Below are 14158 nucleotides of genomic sequence, written 5' to 3' on the forward strand. Positions count from 1 at the left end.
CCGCTATGGCACTAAAGCTAGCCTCTAAAGAGGCAGAAATGGAGTTGTAAAATAATGAAAGTCGCAATCGTAGGTGCGGGCACTATCATCTTTAAAGATGAAGGTGTCGGTGTTTATGCTCAAAAATATATTGATAAAAACTATACATTTGAAGATGATGTTACACTTGTTGACGGCGGTGTACTCGGATTTCAGCTGATGACATATTATCAAGACTATGATAAAGTCTTAATACTTGATACTATCACAATGGAAGATGAGATAGGTTCTATCTATAACCTTCCAGCAAACGAGATGCTGGGACTTGGTTCTTATAAGCAGACCGCTCATGAAGTTGAAATAGTCGAGATGCTGGAGATTTGTTCGGTTCTTGATAAAATGGCAGAAGTTAACATCATAGGTATTATCCCTCAAGATATTATCAGTGTAAATATAGGTTTGAGCGATACAATTAAAGAGAAGTTTTTTCAGTTTATAAATGCCGCTATGGCAGAACTTGATAAAGCAGGTATAAAATACAAAAAAAACGACAAAGAATATTCTTTAGAGGATGTTATATTGTCATATTCAAATCCACAAAGTGAGTATAAAAATGGCTATCAAGCAAACTATCAAGTATAATTCTAACTCTGAGTATTTTGCAGGCTTTTTACAAGATATTGTAAAGAAAAGTGAAATAGCGGGTAAGGTCTCAAGAGCTGAAGACTCTGTAATACTGCTTTTGGATGATAGTGATATAAGTGCTATAGAGAGATTTTCAAACAATACTCAAAAGTTTATGCCTCACTCTATCTTTATGGGAAATATAGATACTATAAATGAAGATGCAGATATTACAAACAGCTCATTAGAGTCTAAAAACTATAATATCTCTTTGTGTCCAAAATGTTTGGATAAACTTACAAACCCTTCAAGTTCTTCTTATCTTGATGACTCTATTACTTGTAATCATTACTCAAACAAACAGCCTTTAAAGGTTGAGGACAACAATGTATATTCACCTCATTATAGTGAGGGTGATACACTTTTAGTAGTTGATTCATCAAAGTTAAATAACTTATTTATAATGACCGAAGATGAGATTAAAGCACTTCTCTCGATAGAGAAGCCAACAATAAAAGTAACTATAAAAGATGCCGGCTTAAAAAAGATAACTTCTAAGAACTATATAAAAATAAAATCTCCAAATACTGTAAAAGCTACAATGACGGCTTTAAATGCAAAAGACGGCGAGGTAGAGTACCTTTTCTTTGAAGAAACAGATACTTTGAGAGTGACTACGCTTCAAGGAAATATATTAATCATAAAAGACTCTCTAAATATATCAAATTCACTTGAAGATTTAGATGAAGACAGGGTGATAAACAGGTTTTTAAATATATCCAAAGAGGCAGGATTTTCTGAGGCTATATGTGCAAATTTAAGTGTAAAAAATGGAATTTCATTTTTAGTATCAAATAAACAAGAGACAAAATACACTCTAAAATTCGGCGAATTTAGACTTGGCAGTATTTTAGAACTTATGAAGCTTGATGAGAAAAAACAAAAACTGCTTGTGAATTTTGAGAAAAAATATTCAAATATTATAGAAGAATTTGAAAATAATCCAGAGTATAATCTTTTTGAGACTTTATCATGTATTTTTGAACTTAAAGGTAGAGACTTTGAGAATGTAAGTGATAAATCATTAGAGTTTCATGGAAACGGCGGGCTGAAAATAGATACATTTTTTAAAGAAGACGGGTTTGATTATGTATCGTTTTTAGGCTCGATTATGAGTTTTAAACTTGCCGGAACGGATGAGCATTATCTTGCGTATTCTACTTTTGAGGCTTTGGCGGATATGGCCATATCTACGTTAAACCAATTGAAAACAAAATATAAGATTGATAATTTCGTTATGATGGGTGATATGTTTGAAAACTCAGTTCTTCACAGCCGTATAGTTAGTAAATTTTCTCTAGCAAATCCGTATTTTTCAAAAGGCTTTGCTATAGATGACTAGGAAACACTATTTTATAGAGGGTGTTGTCCAAGGTGTGGGATTTCGTCCCTTTATCTATAAAGTAGCTACAGAATTGGGTCTTAGTGGATTTGTAAAAAATACGCCTGAGGGTGTTGAGATTGAACTCCAAGGTTGCATACAGAGTATTGAAGATTTTGAGAAAAATTTAAAAACAAAACTTCCCGTATTAGCACGTATAGATGCTATAGAGTCAAATTTTATTAAAGTTGAACAGTTTCAAAAATCATTTGAAATACTTCAAAGCGATGCAACGCAAAACAGCTCTAAAACTACACTCGTATCTCCCGATATATCGGTTTGTGACGATTGTTTAAAAGATCTAAAAAATACTAGATTTAAAAACTATTTTGCTACAAACTGTACAAACTGCGGACCTAGATATTCCATAATAAAAACTTTACCGTATGATAGAAAAAATACCTCTATGCAAAAGTTTGAAATGTGCCAAGAATGCCAAAGAGATTATGAGAACCCGCAAAACAGAAGATATCATGCCCAACCAATATCGTGTCCAAATTGCGGGCCAAAACTAAGTGAGAGTATTGAACTAGCGGCTAAAAAGATTATAGAAGGCAAAATCGTAGCCATAAAAGGTATCGGCGGTTTTCATATAGTATGTGATGCAAGGGATGACAATGTTATCAGAAGACTGCGTAAATATAAAAACCGTCCTTCAAAGCCTTTTGCCATTATGTGCCAAAATATAGAACAGGTAAAAAAATTAGCCAAGCTAAATGATAAAGAGGTTGAAATTTTAGACTCTAAAGAGAGACCGATAGTCATTTTAAACAAAGAACAAAATTCTTTAATATCTGATTTAGTCGCTCCAAACATAGACAGAATAGGATGCTTTTTGCCATATACCCCTTTGCATCATATGCTTTTTGAATTTTTATACTTTCCAATACTTGCTACAAGTGCAAATCTCGGCGGTGAACCTATTATCACTACAAAAGAGATGATTAAAGAGAAGCTCCCCTTTGTTGATTTTATTTTAGATTTTGATAGAGATATAGTAAATGCCGTTGATGATTCAGTCGTTCAAGTTGTAAATAATAAAAAACAAGTATTAAGACTAGCAAGGGGTTATGCTCCAAAAGTTATAAAAATACCTTTTAAAATAGATAAAAAAATCTTGGCAGTCGGAGCAAATCAAAAAGACACTATCGCCTTATCTTTTGAAGATAATATTATATTATCACCACACATAGGGGATTTGGATTCTTTAATGAGTTTAGAGTATTTTAAGCGGACTATAAAGACCTTTGAGGATTTTTATGATTTTAAACCCGAACTTATAGTACATGATAAGCATCCAAACTATGAGACTACAAAGTGGGCGAGAGAACAAAATATACAACTTAAGCAGGTTCAGCATCATTTGGCTCATATCTATGCTACAAAAGCAGAGTTTGGACTAAGCGGTGAGTATTTAGGGTTTAGTTTTGACGGAACGGGTTTTGGAGATGACAAGACTTTATGGGGTGGAGAAATTTTTGTAGGTGATAAGAGAAAATATCACTTTAAACCTATAAAGCTTATAGGTGCAGATAAAGCTATAAAAGAACCGCGTCGCGTTGCTTTATCTATGCTTTTTGACAATTATACTTTAGAAGAGATTTTAGAACTTGACTTAGCTTGTGTAAAAGAGTTTTCAAGCTCAAATATAAAACTACTGCATCAAAGTTATATAAAAAACATCAATTCACCTCTTAGCTCATCGGTTGGCAGATTATTTGATGCTATTGCATCTATGGCAGGACTTCTTCAGATGCAGAGTTATGAAGGTGAAGCGGGACTTATGTGTGAGATGGCTTACAACTCAGATATAGAGGATACTTTCAAATATAAAATAGATGACGGTAAAATAAATATAGAGTATGATTTTTTTGATAAAAACCTAGTTTCTAAGTTTATAAATACACTTGTTGATATAGTTTTTTATATATCTAAAAAAGAAAAAATGGATGTTATATTAAGCGGCGGTGTTTTTCAAAATAAAACTTTACTTGAACTGATTATAAAAAAATTAAAAGATGAAAAAATAAAATACTACTTCCAGCAAAAAACTCCTATTAACGACGGAGGAATCTCTTTAGGACAGATATACAATTATATTTCATAATTCGCGAAATTATATTATATATTATGATATTTTAAGCCTAAGTGAGTAAAATGTTCCAAACTATTAGGGGTATTTTTTTGACAAAGTCTTTTATATTAATTTTGCTCAGTTTAAATCTTTTGTATGGACAAACTTTAAACTCTTTGCTGGAAGAATATGAAACAAATACACAAAAATCACTGCATACGATTGACGAGAAACTTGGAAACGTAACAATATATTCACAAAAAGATTTAAGACTTATGCAATATACCACTTTAAGTGATTTGCTTAAAGAACTCCCCGTAAGTAATTTAAATAAAAATAAGTTCGGTGCTTCAAACCTCTCATTGCCAGGCAGTAAAACCGATGTCAGCGGTTTTTTCAGAATATTTATAAATAACCATGAAGTAAGTTCAAACTATACGATGAGTCCAACGGCAACCTGGATGGAACTGCCTATGGATATGGTGGACTATATTGAAGTATATAGAGGAAACAGCTCTTTTGCTTTGGGAAGTGAAAACGGCATATTTTTTATAAGAATATATACCAAAAAAGCTTCAAAAGAAAATGCTTCAAGGATTTACGGAGCCGTTACGGACAACGGTTCAAACTTGGAAGCATTTTCATATTCGGAAACTTTGGAGAATGGTTGGTCATATTTGGCATACTTGAGTTCTGCTAAGATAAATAATTATCAAAGATATAAATATAATAAAATAAAAAATGATTCAAATAAAAAGTACTTGTATCTAAATATTGAAAAAGAAGATACCGATATTAATATCGCTTATTCATATGACAATAAAGAAAACTATTTCGGTCTTTCTTTAGATGCTGACTTGGATTACGGAAAATCAACATCGCAAGATTTTTTTGTGGATTATACGGGCTATTTTTTAAATGACAACTCCTTAAAACTAAATCTCTCATACGATTTTAATAAATGTGAATATAAAGAGATAAATAATGAAGGTTTAGCATTAATCCCGGTAATTGATTTTTCAAATCCCGGTACTACTATTCCAAAAGAATATTATGATAATAAGGATGTTACTAAAACAAGTGCACTAGTTTCAAAAACAATAAAAAGCAACTCTAATAACTTACTCTTAGGTCTAAGTTTTCAAGAGAAAAAATATACGATGAATAACTCATATACGATTAATTTTGCAAATGTGATGACATATATAGATAAATTTTCAGGGTTTGATAAAGAAAAAAAATATTCTTTATTTGTGCAGGATGATTATAAAGTCAATGAAAATTTTTTGTTGGTATTAAACGGTAAACTTGATAAATATGTTCGAAACAATAATCTTAAAAATATAAAAAACGAGCAATATAGAATAGGAGCTATATATACGATAAATGAAAACTTTGGTTTAAAAACATTTCACACCAAAACAAATATAGCTCCATCTTTTTATACTTTGGATTTTGCTGATAAAAGGACACCGAATTTAGATAGACAAAGATATATTTACAGTTTTATAGAAGGTATATATGCAGATGATGATATCAGGTTTAGTATATTGTACAACGATATAAAAATCAAAGATTTTATATACTATTCTCCGATAGGTTATATCAATGTAGATCATACGATAAAATCGAAAAATTTGATACTAGATATAGTTTATGAACTATCCAAAAATAATACTTTTTATATAAACTATTATACTACCAAACTAAGTGAACACTTTAATAACTCATATAGAGGCGGTTTTGTAAAGTTAACCGGTGAACAGGATAAGTTTGAGTATTTTACATCTTTAGTTTACCGTAACGGCTACAGTTATTATAGTGTATCGACAGATGATAGTTTTAATTTTAATATGGGTCTAACCTATAAAGTAAACAATGATATATCCATAAGTATAAAAGCTGAAAATATTTTAGACGATTCGACTAAATCTCTTTACAAAGAAGGATTTATACAAGAAAACGGAAATTTCGCTTTAGAAGATTATGAACGTGAAATCACTCTAAGTACAAAGTGGGTGTTTTAATGAGAGTTCTTTTTATATTATTAACACTTATTTCACTTAGTTTTTCCAAACAACAGGTGTTTATGCTTGATGAATATGATAAAGAGATAGAACTCGAAGCTAAGATAATTTCAAAAATTGCAACGGCTACTTTAAATAATAAAATTAAGATATATATACCTAATATTTCCAAACACGAACAAGAGATATATTCAAAATATTTTGATTTAAGCGAAGATTGTAAATATGCCGATTTTATTTTTGACAAAAAAGGTTCTTTGGCAAATAGTTGTAAGAATTCTACCAAACTGTTTTTTACAAACAACTATAAAAAACTTGTCTCGGACAGTAGATATTTTGGAGCATTTTTTTGGAATAAAAGCAGACCTAATATAGTATTTATAAAAAAAAGGCTTCAAAAGAACAATATCAAACTTTCTAAAGAGTATGAACAGTTTATAGAAGATATTTATGAATAAAAAAAATGTTTTAAGGCATCCTTATTATTTAAGTATTATCGCAATAGGCACTATCTCTTTTTTAATGATTTTATTATTTTTAATAATAAAATATGAAAAAAGTATAGAAAACGATATGTTTAAAATATCTACTTCCGATGTTTTTCAAATAACTAAACATAAAGCAAACTATATAAAAAGCATATTGGGGGAGAGTGATAGTTTTATCGATGATATAAAATCAGATGAAAATCTAAGAATAAACTTAGAGAGAAATATAAAAAATCTTTTAACGACAAATATAAAATATTCTTACATAGTTTATAAAGATGAAAATGATGTTTTTAGGTTTTTAATAGATGCTTCTCCCGAGAGTGAAAAATCTATGTTAAACCAAAAGTTTGATGTTACGAGTAAAAAGTGGTTTGAAATATACACAAAAAAAGAGCCTTTGCTTATTAAACATCATCTTTTACAAAAATTATATATAAGCTATTTAGTACCGATAATAAATAAAGATAATGTTGAACTTATACTGGTTATAGATTTTTCGATAAATAAAATATCTGAAATAAATAATATTATAACGATTATGAAAATTGGGATTATCCTAATTATAGTTGTTATCTTAACTGCATTATTATTAGTTGTTTTCCAACTTATTAAATACAAAACTATGAGAAAATCATCTTTTACTGATAGGCTGACAAACATATATAACAGAAATTATCTTCATCATATAGAAAATAATATAAAACTCGACGAATATGTTTTAAGCGTATTGGATATTGATTATTTTAAAAAAATAAACGATACCTACGGTCATGATATAGGGGATGAAGTCTTACAGAAAATAGGGAGTGTTTTACTGCACACTTTAAGAGAAGATGATGACATAGCTATTAGATACGGTGGCGAAGAGTTTGTTATTTTAATTAAAATAAAAAATGAAAATACAAAAGCATCCATAAGTGTAATTCAAAGAATATTCAACAGAATAAAAGAACACAAATTTTTTGTAAAAGATGAAGAATATATTCATATTACATCATCTATAGGGGTAAATGTAAGTCCAGGCGACTATGATAATTTTGCAGAGGCATTTAAGGCTGCAGATATGGCACTTTATGAAGCTAAAAATAGCGGAAGAAACAATATAAAGTTTTCAAGAAAAAATACTTAATATATTAATTTGTACAAACTAAATGCTTTTTTAATAAAAAAGTTCCAATTTAAACTCAATTTTAATATAAAAATATAAAATATGAACAGCTATTCAGTTTTAAGGAGATTATCTTGGAAAATCTAGGTTTGGCAATTATTTTTTGGTACGGTATATTACACGCGTTTGGTCCAGATCATCTAACGGCTATAGCCGATTTTTCAATAGGTAAATCAAAGAAAAAAACACTGTTTATCACTACTCTTTTTGCAATAGGACACGGGATTACTCTTTTTGTCTTTGCAAAAATTCTACAAACTTATCATATAAGCGATGCAGTTTTAGGTTACGGTGACACAATCTCTTCAGTTGTGATTATAAGTATGGGGATATATCTTCTCTATATGGTCTTAAACGATAAAATCCATCTTAAAAAACACGTTCACGAAAATAAAGAACATATACATATCTGGTTTGGAGATGAACATAAACACGATTCAAAAGACAGTGTGAGTGCTTTTAGTATAGGGATGCTTATGGGTATAGGCGGAGTTCGCGGTATGCTTATCACTTTAGGAGTTGTAGAGAGTCAAAATGTGGACTTTATGTTAGTTGGTGCTTTTACTTTGGGTGTGATGGTAATATTCATAGGTTTTGGTGCTATTATTCTTTATATAAACCAAAATCTTTTAAACTCAAAACAAAATATAAGAAGAGTATTTGCAAGTGCGGGAATAATTTCTGTACTAGTCGGCTCAAATATGATAATAGGATAAGGAGATTTTATGTGTGCAGATTGCGGATGCAGTATAACAGACAGTAGTGTAGCAGTGGGACATCATCATAGTCATGGGAGTAGTGAGGAGCATCAGAAGGCTCATGCGCATCTACATGATAATCCTCAGTTAAACGATAAAAAAACTATAGATGTTATTAGTAAAATACTGGATAAAAATGATCATGAAGCCGGACATAACCGTGCACATTTTGATAAGAATAATGTCCTTAGTATAAATCTGATGAGCTCACCGGGAAGTGGAAAGACAACTCTTTTAGAACATCTGGCTGATTTTGTAGATTTTAAATTCGGTGTTGTAGAGGGTGACTTGGAGACAAGCCGCGATGCAGACAGACTAAAAGCAAAAGGTATAGAAGCTCACCAGATTCAAACAGGTTCGGCTTGTCATTTGGATGCCTTTATGGTTCACAAGGCACTTCACCATATGGATTTAGCTAATATTGACGTGTGTTTTGTAGAAAATGTAGGAAACCTTGTATGTCCTGCCTCGTATGATGTCGGAAGTCATCTAAACATAGTGTTGGTTTCGGTTCCCGAAGGTGAGGACAAGATTGCAAAATATCCGGTTATGTTTCGTCAGGCTGATTTGATACTCTTTACCAAGACAGATTTGCTGCCGTATTTTGAATACGATATAGAAAAAGAAAAAGACTCAGCTAGAAAGCTAAAACCAAACGTAGATATACTCGAAGTAAGTACGAAAGATGTGGATTCACTTAAAAAAGTAGCAGCTTGGATAAAGTTTAAAATGGAGATGAGATAATGTGCCTTTCAATCCCCTCTAAAGTCGTAAAAATAGACAAAGAGCTAAATATGGCTACGGTTGATACGATGGGTATAAAACGTGAAGCTTCACTTGATTTAATGGCAGAAGATGATGTAAAGATAGGGGACTATGTACTTCTTCATATAGGCTTTATTATGAACAAGATAGATGAAGAAGATGCTTTAGCATCTATAGATACATACAAAGAACTGATTGAGCTTATGGATGAAGAGGAAAGGCAAAAGGCAATTTTGGAATGAGTTTAGAACTTAAAAATCTCTATGATAATTTTAGAGATGCAGATACCATAAAAGCATATGCAAAAATCATAGCCGAAGATGCAAAAAAACTGCAAAACCCTATAAATATTATGGAGGTGTGCGGAGGTCATACCCATACTATTATGAAATACGGTATCCCTCAACTACTGCCCGAAAATATAAAGTTTATCCACGGTCCGGGTTGTCCGGTTTGCATCATGCCAAAAGAGCGGATAGACCATGCATATATACTCTCAATGCAAGAGGATGTGATACTTGTAACTTTGGGTGATATGATTAAAGTACCGGGAAGTAACGGCAGTCTGCAAGCTGCAAGAAGTAAAGGTGCTGACGTAAGATTTGTGTATTCACCTATGGAGTGCATCAAGATAGCAGAAGAAAATCCAAATAAGAAAGTTATATTTTTTGCCATAGGGTTTGAAACCACAACTCCTATGACTGCCGCACTATTAGATGCTGTTATAAAAAAAGATATTAAAAATATTTACTTTCATATCAACCATGTAACGGTACCTGAAGTTATGCGTGAACTTATAGATTCACGTGATGAGCACGTTGATAGTTACAACAACAAGATAGATGCTTTTCTTGGACCGTCTCACGTTAGCGTAATAAGCGGAAGCAAGATATATGAAGAGTTTCCAAGGGATTATAAAAGACCCGTAGTGGTCTCAGGTTTTGAACCTGTCGATGTTATGCAGGCAATCTCTATGATACTCAAGCAGTTTATACAAAACAGATGTGAGTTAGAAATCGAGTATAAAAGACTTGTCTCATATGATGGAAACCTAAAAGCCCAAAGTCTTATAGATAAATACTTTGAAAAACGCGGCATGTTCAAATGGCGTGGACTTGGAAATATTCCTGATTCTGCTTTAAAACTAAGAGATGAGTACGCTAAGTACGATGCCGAGATAATATACAAAGAAGTCCTGCCTTTAGAAGAGATAGAGGATCATAAACTCTGCATCTGCGGCGATATTTTACGTGGTATGGCAAATCCGCCCGAATGTACTATATTTGGCACTGCATGTAAACCTTCAAGCCCTGTTGGAAGCTGTATGGTAAGTAGTGAAGGGGCATGTGCGGCATATTATAAATATGGAAACTTATTATGAAAAAGCTTTTTTTAATAAGACATGCAAAATCCTCTTGGAGTGATATGAATTTGGATGACTTCGATCGACCTCTTAATAAACGCGGACTTCAAAATGCTCCTATGATGGCAAAGCGTTTAAAAGAAAAAGGTGTGATGCCTGATATTATATTGTCAAGTCCCGCTAAACGTGCCAAAAAAACGGCTAGTATTATCGCAGACGGTATAGGTTTTTCTAAGAAGGTAAAGTTTGATGATGAATTATATGAAGCAATGCCTAGTTTGTTGCACTCTAAAATAATAAACATAAAAGACAAACATGAATGTGCATTTTTAATCGGACACAACCCTGAGTTAAATATGATAGCGGAAGATTTTATCGATTTTGGAGAGAATATAGTGACTTGCGGAATTGTTGAGATTGAATTTAAATGTGATTCTTGGGCAAAAGTAAATAGCAAAAATGCTAAATTTCTTTCTTATGATTATCCAAAAAAAGGCAATTGATAGATGCAATACAGATACATAGGAAAAACAGGTCTTAGAGTTACGCCCATTTGTTTAGGAACTATGAGTTTTGGTTCATGGAGTGATGAGAAAGAATCTTACAAAATTATGGATAAAGCGGTTGATTTTGGAATAAATTTCTTTGATACGGCAGAACTTTATCCTGTCCCTCCAAAAGCAAAATACACAGGTGAGACTGAACATATTATAGGAAAATGGCTAAAGGGTAAAAAAAGAGAAAATCTTATAATAGCATCTAAAGTCGCAGGTGCGGCAAACGGTTGGTTTGTACCTCCCATTCGTAATGGTATGACGGCAATTGACAGCTTTCATATAAAAACCGCGATAGAGGGAAGTTTAAAAAGACTAGGTACAGATTATATAGATTTGTATCAGATGCATTGGCCGGATAACGTAGTACCCATAGAGGAGTCTTTAAAAGCTTTTGATGAGTTGGTTAAAGAGGGTAAGGTACGCTATCTTGGAACATCAAACGACACGGCTTACGGTTTGACTAAAGCAAACGAGACCTCTAAAAGACTAGGCATAGCAAGATTTGAATCGATTCAAAATAACTTTTCACTAAACAATCCAAGGTTTTTAGACGAGCTTGCAAACGTATGTAAAAAAGAAAATATATCACTGCTTCCATACTCACCAATAGCAGGAGGAGTATTAAGCGGAAAATATAACGGCGAGTTCTTACCTAGTATAGCAAGATATTCAGACTATTTAAAAAGTGAAAATCCAAGATTAAAAGCACAGGGTACAAGGTTTGTAAATGAGAAGTCTTTAGCCGCAACTGTAAAATATATGGAGCTTGCTAAAAAACTGGAAATTTCACCCGTAACTTTAGCAGTGGCATATTCAAAGCAGTTTGACTTTGTGGCATCCACTATTATAGGTGCAAGGACTGCAAAGCAATTGGATGAGTCTTTTTCGGCTATGGATATAAACTTGAATGATGAGACTATGAAAGAGATACAAGATATTCAAAATGAAATAATGTACCCGATGGGTTGAGTATAAATAACCATTGTTTGTGATATAATAAACTTAAATATAAGGAGATATTAAAATGGATAATTTTAAAAATATTGTTGTGGGATTGGATATCTCAAAGAATTCATTACAAATTTTAAAAAGAGCTTTTTCTCTAGCAAATGAAAATAAATCAAAAATTACAATAGTTCATGCCATTGATACTAACTGGCTCGATAGTATTTTATCGGATATCAATTTTGAAGATGTAAAAGATAGTGCTAAAAAAGAGATTGAAAAAGAGATATCTTCTTTTGATACAAATAATATTGAGTATTCTATAATTGTAGATAAAAAAGATCCATCCTCTTTTATAATAAATACGGCAAAAGATATACAAGCAAGTTTAGTTATAATCGGGGAAAATTCAAAAGAAAATTTTGAAACCAAAGTTTTTGGAACAACTGCACATAAAGTAGCACAAAATAGCAATATACCTTTGTTGATTATAAAAAACAATTATAATAATCCATATGAAAATATAGTTGCTTTTACGGACTTTTCTAAAGTTTCTTTAGATGGAATTAAATTTTCGAATGATTTTTTCAATAAAGACGATATAAAAGTTGTTTCAGCATATCAACAGGCAAGTGAACTTACTCTTAGATACTATAATAATTACGAAAATAAAGATAAGATTCAATTAAAAATAAAAGAAAAAAAAGAAGAAGAGTTTAGAAGTTTTGTTGAACAAAATAGTATAAAAAATGCTCAATTACTTGAAGATACGTACAGTGTTAAAAATATATTGTCTGAGTATGTTGATAAAAACAAAAACGATTTAGTTGTTTTAGGTTCTAAAGGTATAAATAACTCAAGTTCTTTATTATATGGATCAACATCATCTTATTTGATGGAAAACTTAAATAGTGATATTTTAGTTTTTGTACCATAGTGTGAAAAATAAACAACAAATAAAAACATATGAATAAAACAATAACTTTAGCTCAGGGGAATGGCGGAGTTGAAAACAATGAGTTGATCTCAAAAGTATTTTATAAAGCATTTAAAAATGAGATTTTAGAAAAAAGCGAAGATGCCGCGGTAATACAAAACGGCTCGCTTGCGTTTTCAACCGATAGTTTTACCGTAAGTCCTATTTTTTTTGAGGGTGGCAATATAGGAAAGTTAGCCGTATGCGGAACATGTAACGATTTAGCCATGATGGGTGCCAAGCCCAAATATCTTACTTGCAGTGTTATTATTGAAGAGGGTTTTGCCCTGAGAGATTTGGAAAAAATAGTCCGCAGTATGAAGAGTGAATTAGAGTTAAATGGCGCTATTGTTGTTAGCGGCGATACAAAGGTAGTACCTCGCGGAAGTGTTGATAAGATATTTATAAACACAACAGGAGTGGGCGAGATTACAAAAGAGGGCATCAGCTCAAACAAAATAAGTAAAGATGATGTGATTTTAGTAAACAGAGATATAGGATGCCACGGAGCTACCATCTTTATAGCCCGTGAAGGAATTGAGATGGACTCTGAGCTTGAAAGTGATTGTAAATCTTTATATCCGCAAGTAAAAGCTTTAATAGATGCAGGGATAAATATTACGGCTATGCGTGATGCTACACGCGGAGGTGTCGGGGCTGTTTTAAACGAATGGGCAAAACAGTCAAATATATGCATCGAAGTAGAAGAAGAAAGAATCCCTGTTAGGGATGAGGTAAAAGGTGTATGTGAGATGCTGGGCTTTGAAGCTACATCTTTGGCAAATGAAGGCACGTTTGTACTTGCGATAAAAAAAGAGGATAAGGAAAAAGCACTTGAGATTCTAAAGGTTTTTGAAGACAACTCATATGCGTGCGAGATAGCAAGTGTGACAGATGAGCATCTGCAAAAAGTAATACTTAAAAGTTCATGGGGGACTAAAAGGTTCTTAGATACTCCAACAGGTGAGTTACTTCCTAGGATTTGTTAGT

General features: G+C 32.1%; 14 protein-coding genes. All 14 read left to right on the forward strand.

Annotated features, from left to right (window positions below; translation table 11 throughout):
- Positions 1–54 precede the first annotated feature (54 nt).
- The gene (locus tag FJR48_RS04220; RefSeq protein ID WP_152306911.1) at positions 55–621 is read left to right on the forward strand and encodes a HyaD/HybD family hydrogenase maturation endopeptidase; all 567 of its coding nucleotides are present in this window, start codon (positions 55–57) and stop codon (positions 619–621) included.
- Complete coding sequence (locus FJR48_RS04225; RefSeq protein WP_152306912.1) at positions 593–2005, forward strand: hydrogenase; 1413 nt, start codon at positions 593–595, stop codon at positions 2003–2005. The genes FJR48_RS04220 and FJR48_RS04225 overlap by 29 nt, the downstream gene beginning before the upstream one ends.
- Positions 1998–4151, forward strand: a complete 2154-nt coding sequence (gene hypF / locus FJR48_RS04230; RefSeq protein WP_152306913.1) for a carbamoyltransferase HypF — start codon at positions 1998–2000, stop codon at positions 4149–4151. Before FJR48_RS04225 ends, hypF begins: the two co-directional genes overlap by 8 nt.
- Positions 4152–4228: 77 nt before the next feature.
- On the forward strand, positions 4229–6145 hold the full coding sequence (locus FJR48_RS04235; RefSeq protein WP_188108627.1) for a TonB-dependent receptor plug domain-containing protein: 1917 nt from the start codon (positions 4229–4231) through the stop codon (positions 6143–6145).
- Entirely contained in the window at positions 6145–6603 is a 459-nt protein-coding gene (locus tag FJR48_RS04240; protein ID WP_152306915.1) for a hypothetical protein, read from the forward strand. Before FJR48_RS04235 ends, FJR48_RS04240 begins: the two co-directional genes overlap by 1 nt.
- The gene (locus FJR48_RS04245; protein ID WP_152306916.1) at positions 6596–7765 is read left to right on the forward strand and encodes a GGDEF domain-containing protein; all 1170 of its coding nucleotides are present in this window, start codon (positions 6596–6598) and stop codon (positions 7763–7765) included. Before FJR48_RS04240 ends, FJR48_RS04245 begins: the two co-directional genes overlap by 8 nt.
- A 113-nt stretch (positions 7766–7878) precedes the next feature.
- A complete protein-coding gene (locus FJR48_RS04250) occupies positions 7879–8520 on the forward strand; it encodes a hypothetical protein (RefSeq protein ID WP_152306917.1) in 642 nt (213 codons plus the stop codon).
- A gap of 9 nt (positions 8521–8529) precedes the next feature.
- Entirely contained in the window at positions 8530–9306 is a 777-nt protein-coding gene (gene hypB, locus FJR48_RS04255; RefSeq protein ID WP_152306918.1) for a hydrogenase nickel incorporation protein HypB, read from the forward strand.
- Positions 9306–9569 carry a HypC/HybG/HupF family hydrogenase formation chaperone gene (locus tag FJR48_RS04260; protein WP_152306919.1) on the forward strand — a complete coding sequence of 88 codons (264 nt, stop codon included), beginning with the start codon at positions 9306–9308 and terminating at the stop codon, positions 9567–9569. Before hypB ends, FJR48_RS04260 begins: the two co-directional genes overlap by 1 nt.
- Positions 9566–10708, forward strand: a complete 1143-nt coding sequence (gene hypD / locus FJR48_RS04265; RefSeq protein WP_152306920.1) for a hydrogenase formation protein HypD — start codon at positions 9566–9568, stop codon at positions 10706–10708. The genes FJR48_RS04260 and hypD overlap by 4 nt, the downstream gene beginning before the upstream one ends.
- Positions 10705–11193, forward strand: coding sequence for a SixA phosphatase family protein (locus FJR48_RS04270; RefSeq protein WP_152306921.1), 489 nt, complete (start codon positions 10705–10707; stop codon positions 11191–11193). The genes hypD and FJR48_RS04270 overlap by 4 nt, the downstream gene beginning before the upstream one ends.
- 3 nt (positions 11194–11196) lie before the next feature.
- Positions 11197–12216, forward strand: a complete 1020-nt coding sequence (locus FJR48_RS04275; RefSeq protein ID WP_152306922.1) for an aldo/keto reductase — start codon at positions 11197–11199, stop codon at positions 12214–12216.
- Between the two features lie 55 nt (positions 12217–12271).
- The gene (locus tag FJR48_RS04280; RefSeq protein ID WP_152306923.1) at positions 12272–13129 is read left to right on the forward strand and encodes a universal stress protein; all 858 of its coding nucleotides are present in this window, start codon (positions 12272–12274) and stop codon (positions 13127–13129) included.
- Between the two features lie 29 nt (positions 13130–13158).
- Positions 13159–14157 carry a hydrogenase expression/formation protein HypE gene (hypE, locus tag FJR48_RS04285; RefSeq protein WP_152306924.1) on the forward strand — a complete coding sequence of 333 codons (999 nt, stop codon included), beginning with the start codon at positions 13159–13161 and terminating at the stop codon, positions 14155–14157.
- Position 14158 lies beyond the last annotated feature (1 nt).

This window comes from Sulfurimonas lithotrophica (assembly GCF_009258225.1).
Taxonomy (GTDB): Bacteria; Campylobacterota; Campylobacteria; order Campylobacterales; family Sulfurimonadaceae; genus Sulfurimonas; species Sulfurimonas lithotrophica.

Excerpts from the sequence above, each read along its gene's own strand:
- FJR48_RS04220 (WP_152306911.1), top strand. The coding sequence starts at position 55 with ATGAAAGTCGCAATCGTAGGTGCGGGCACTATCATCTTTAAAGATGAA.
- FJR48_RS04225 (WP_152306912.1), top strand. The coding sequence starts at position 593 with ATGGCTATCAAGCAAACTATCAAGTATAATTCTAACTCTGAGTATTTT.
- hypF (WP_152306913.1), top strand. The coding sequence starts at position 1,998 with ATGACTAGGAAACACTATTTTATAGAGGGTGTTGTCCAAGGTGTGGGA.
- FJR48_RS04240 (WP_152306915.1), top strand. The coding sequence starts at position 6,145 with ATGAGAGTTCTTTTTATATTATTAACACTTATTTCACTTAGTTTTTCC.
- FJR48_RS04245 (WP_152306916.1), top strand. The coding sequence starts at position 6,596 with ATGAATAAAAAAAATGTTTTAAGGCATCCTTATTATTTAAGTATTATC.
- hypB (WP_152306918.1), top strand. The coding sequence starts at position 8,530 with ATGTGTGCAGATTGCGGATGCAGTATAACAGACAGTAGTGTAGCAGTG.
- FJR48_RS04260 (WP_152306919.1), top strand. The coding sequence starts at position 9,306 with ATGTGCCTTTCAATCCCCTCTAAAGTCGTAAAAATAGACAAAGAGCTA.
- hypD (WP_152306920.1), top strand. The coding sequence starts at position 9,566 with ATGAGTTTAGAACTTAAAAATCTCTATGATAATTTTAGAGATGCAGAT.
- FJR48_RS04270 (WP_152306921.1), top strand. The coding sequence starts at position 10,705 with ATGAAAAAGCTTTTTTTAATAAGACATGCAAAATCCTCTTGGAGTGAT.
- FJR48_RS04275 (WP_152306922.1), top strand. The coding sequence starts at position 11,197 with ATGCAATACAGATACATAGGAAAAACAGGTCTTAGAGTTACGCCCATT.
- FJR48_RS04280 (WP_152306923.1), top strand. The coding sequence starts at position 12,272 with ATGGATAATTTTAAAAATATTGTTGTGGGATTGGATATCTCAAAGAAT.
- hypE (WP_152306924.1), top strand. The coding sequence starts at position 13,159 with ATGAATAAAACAATAACTTTAGCTCAGGGGAATGGCGGAGTTGAAAAC.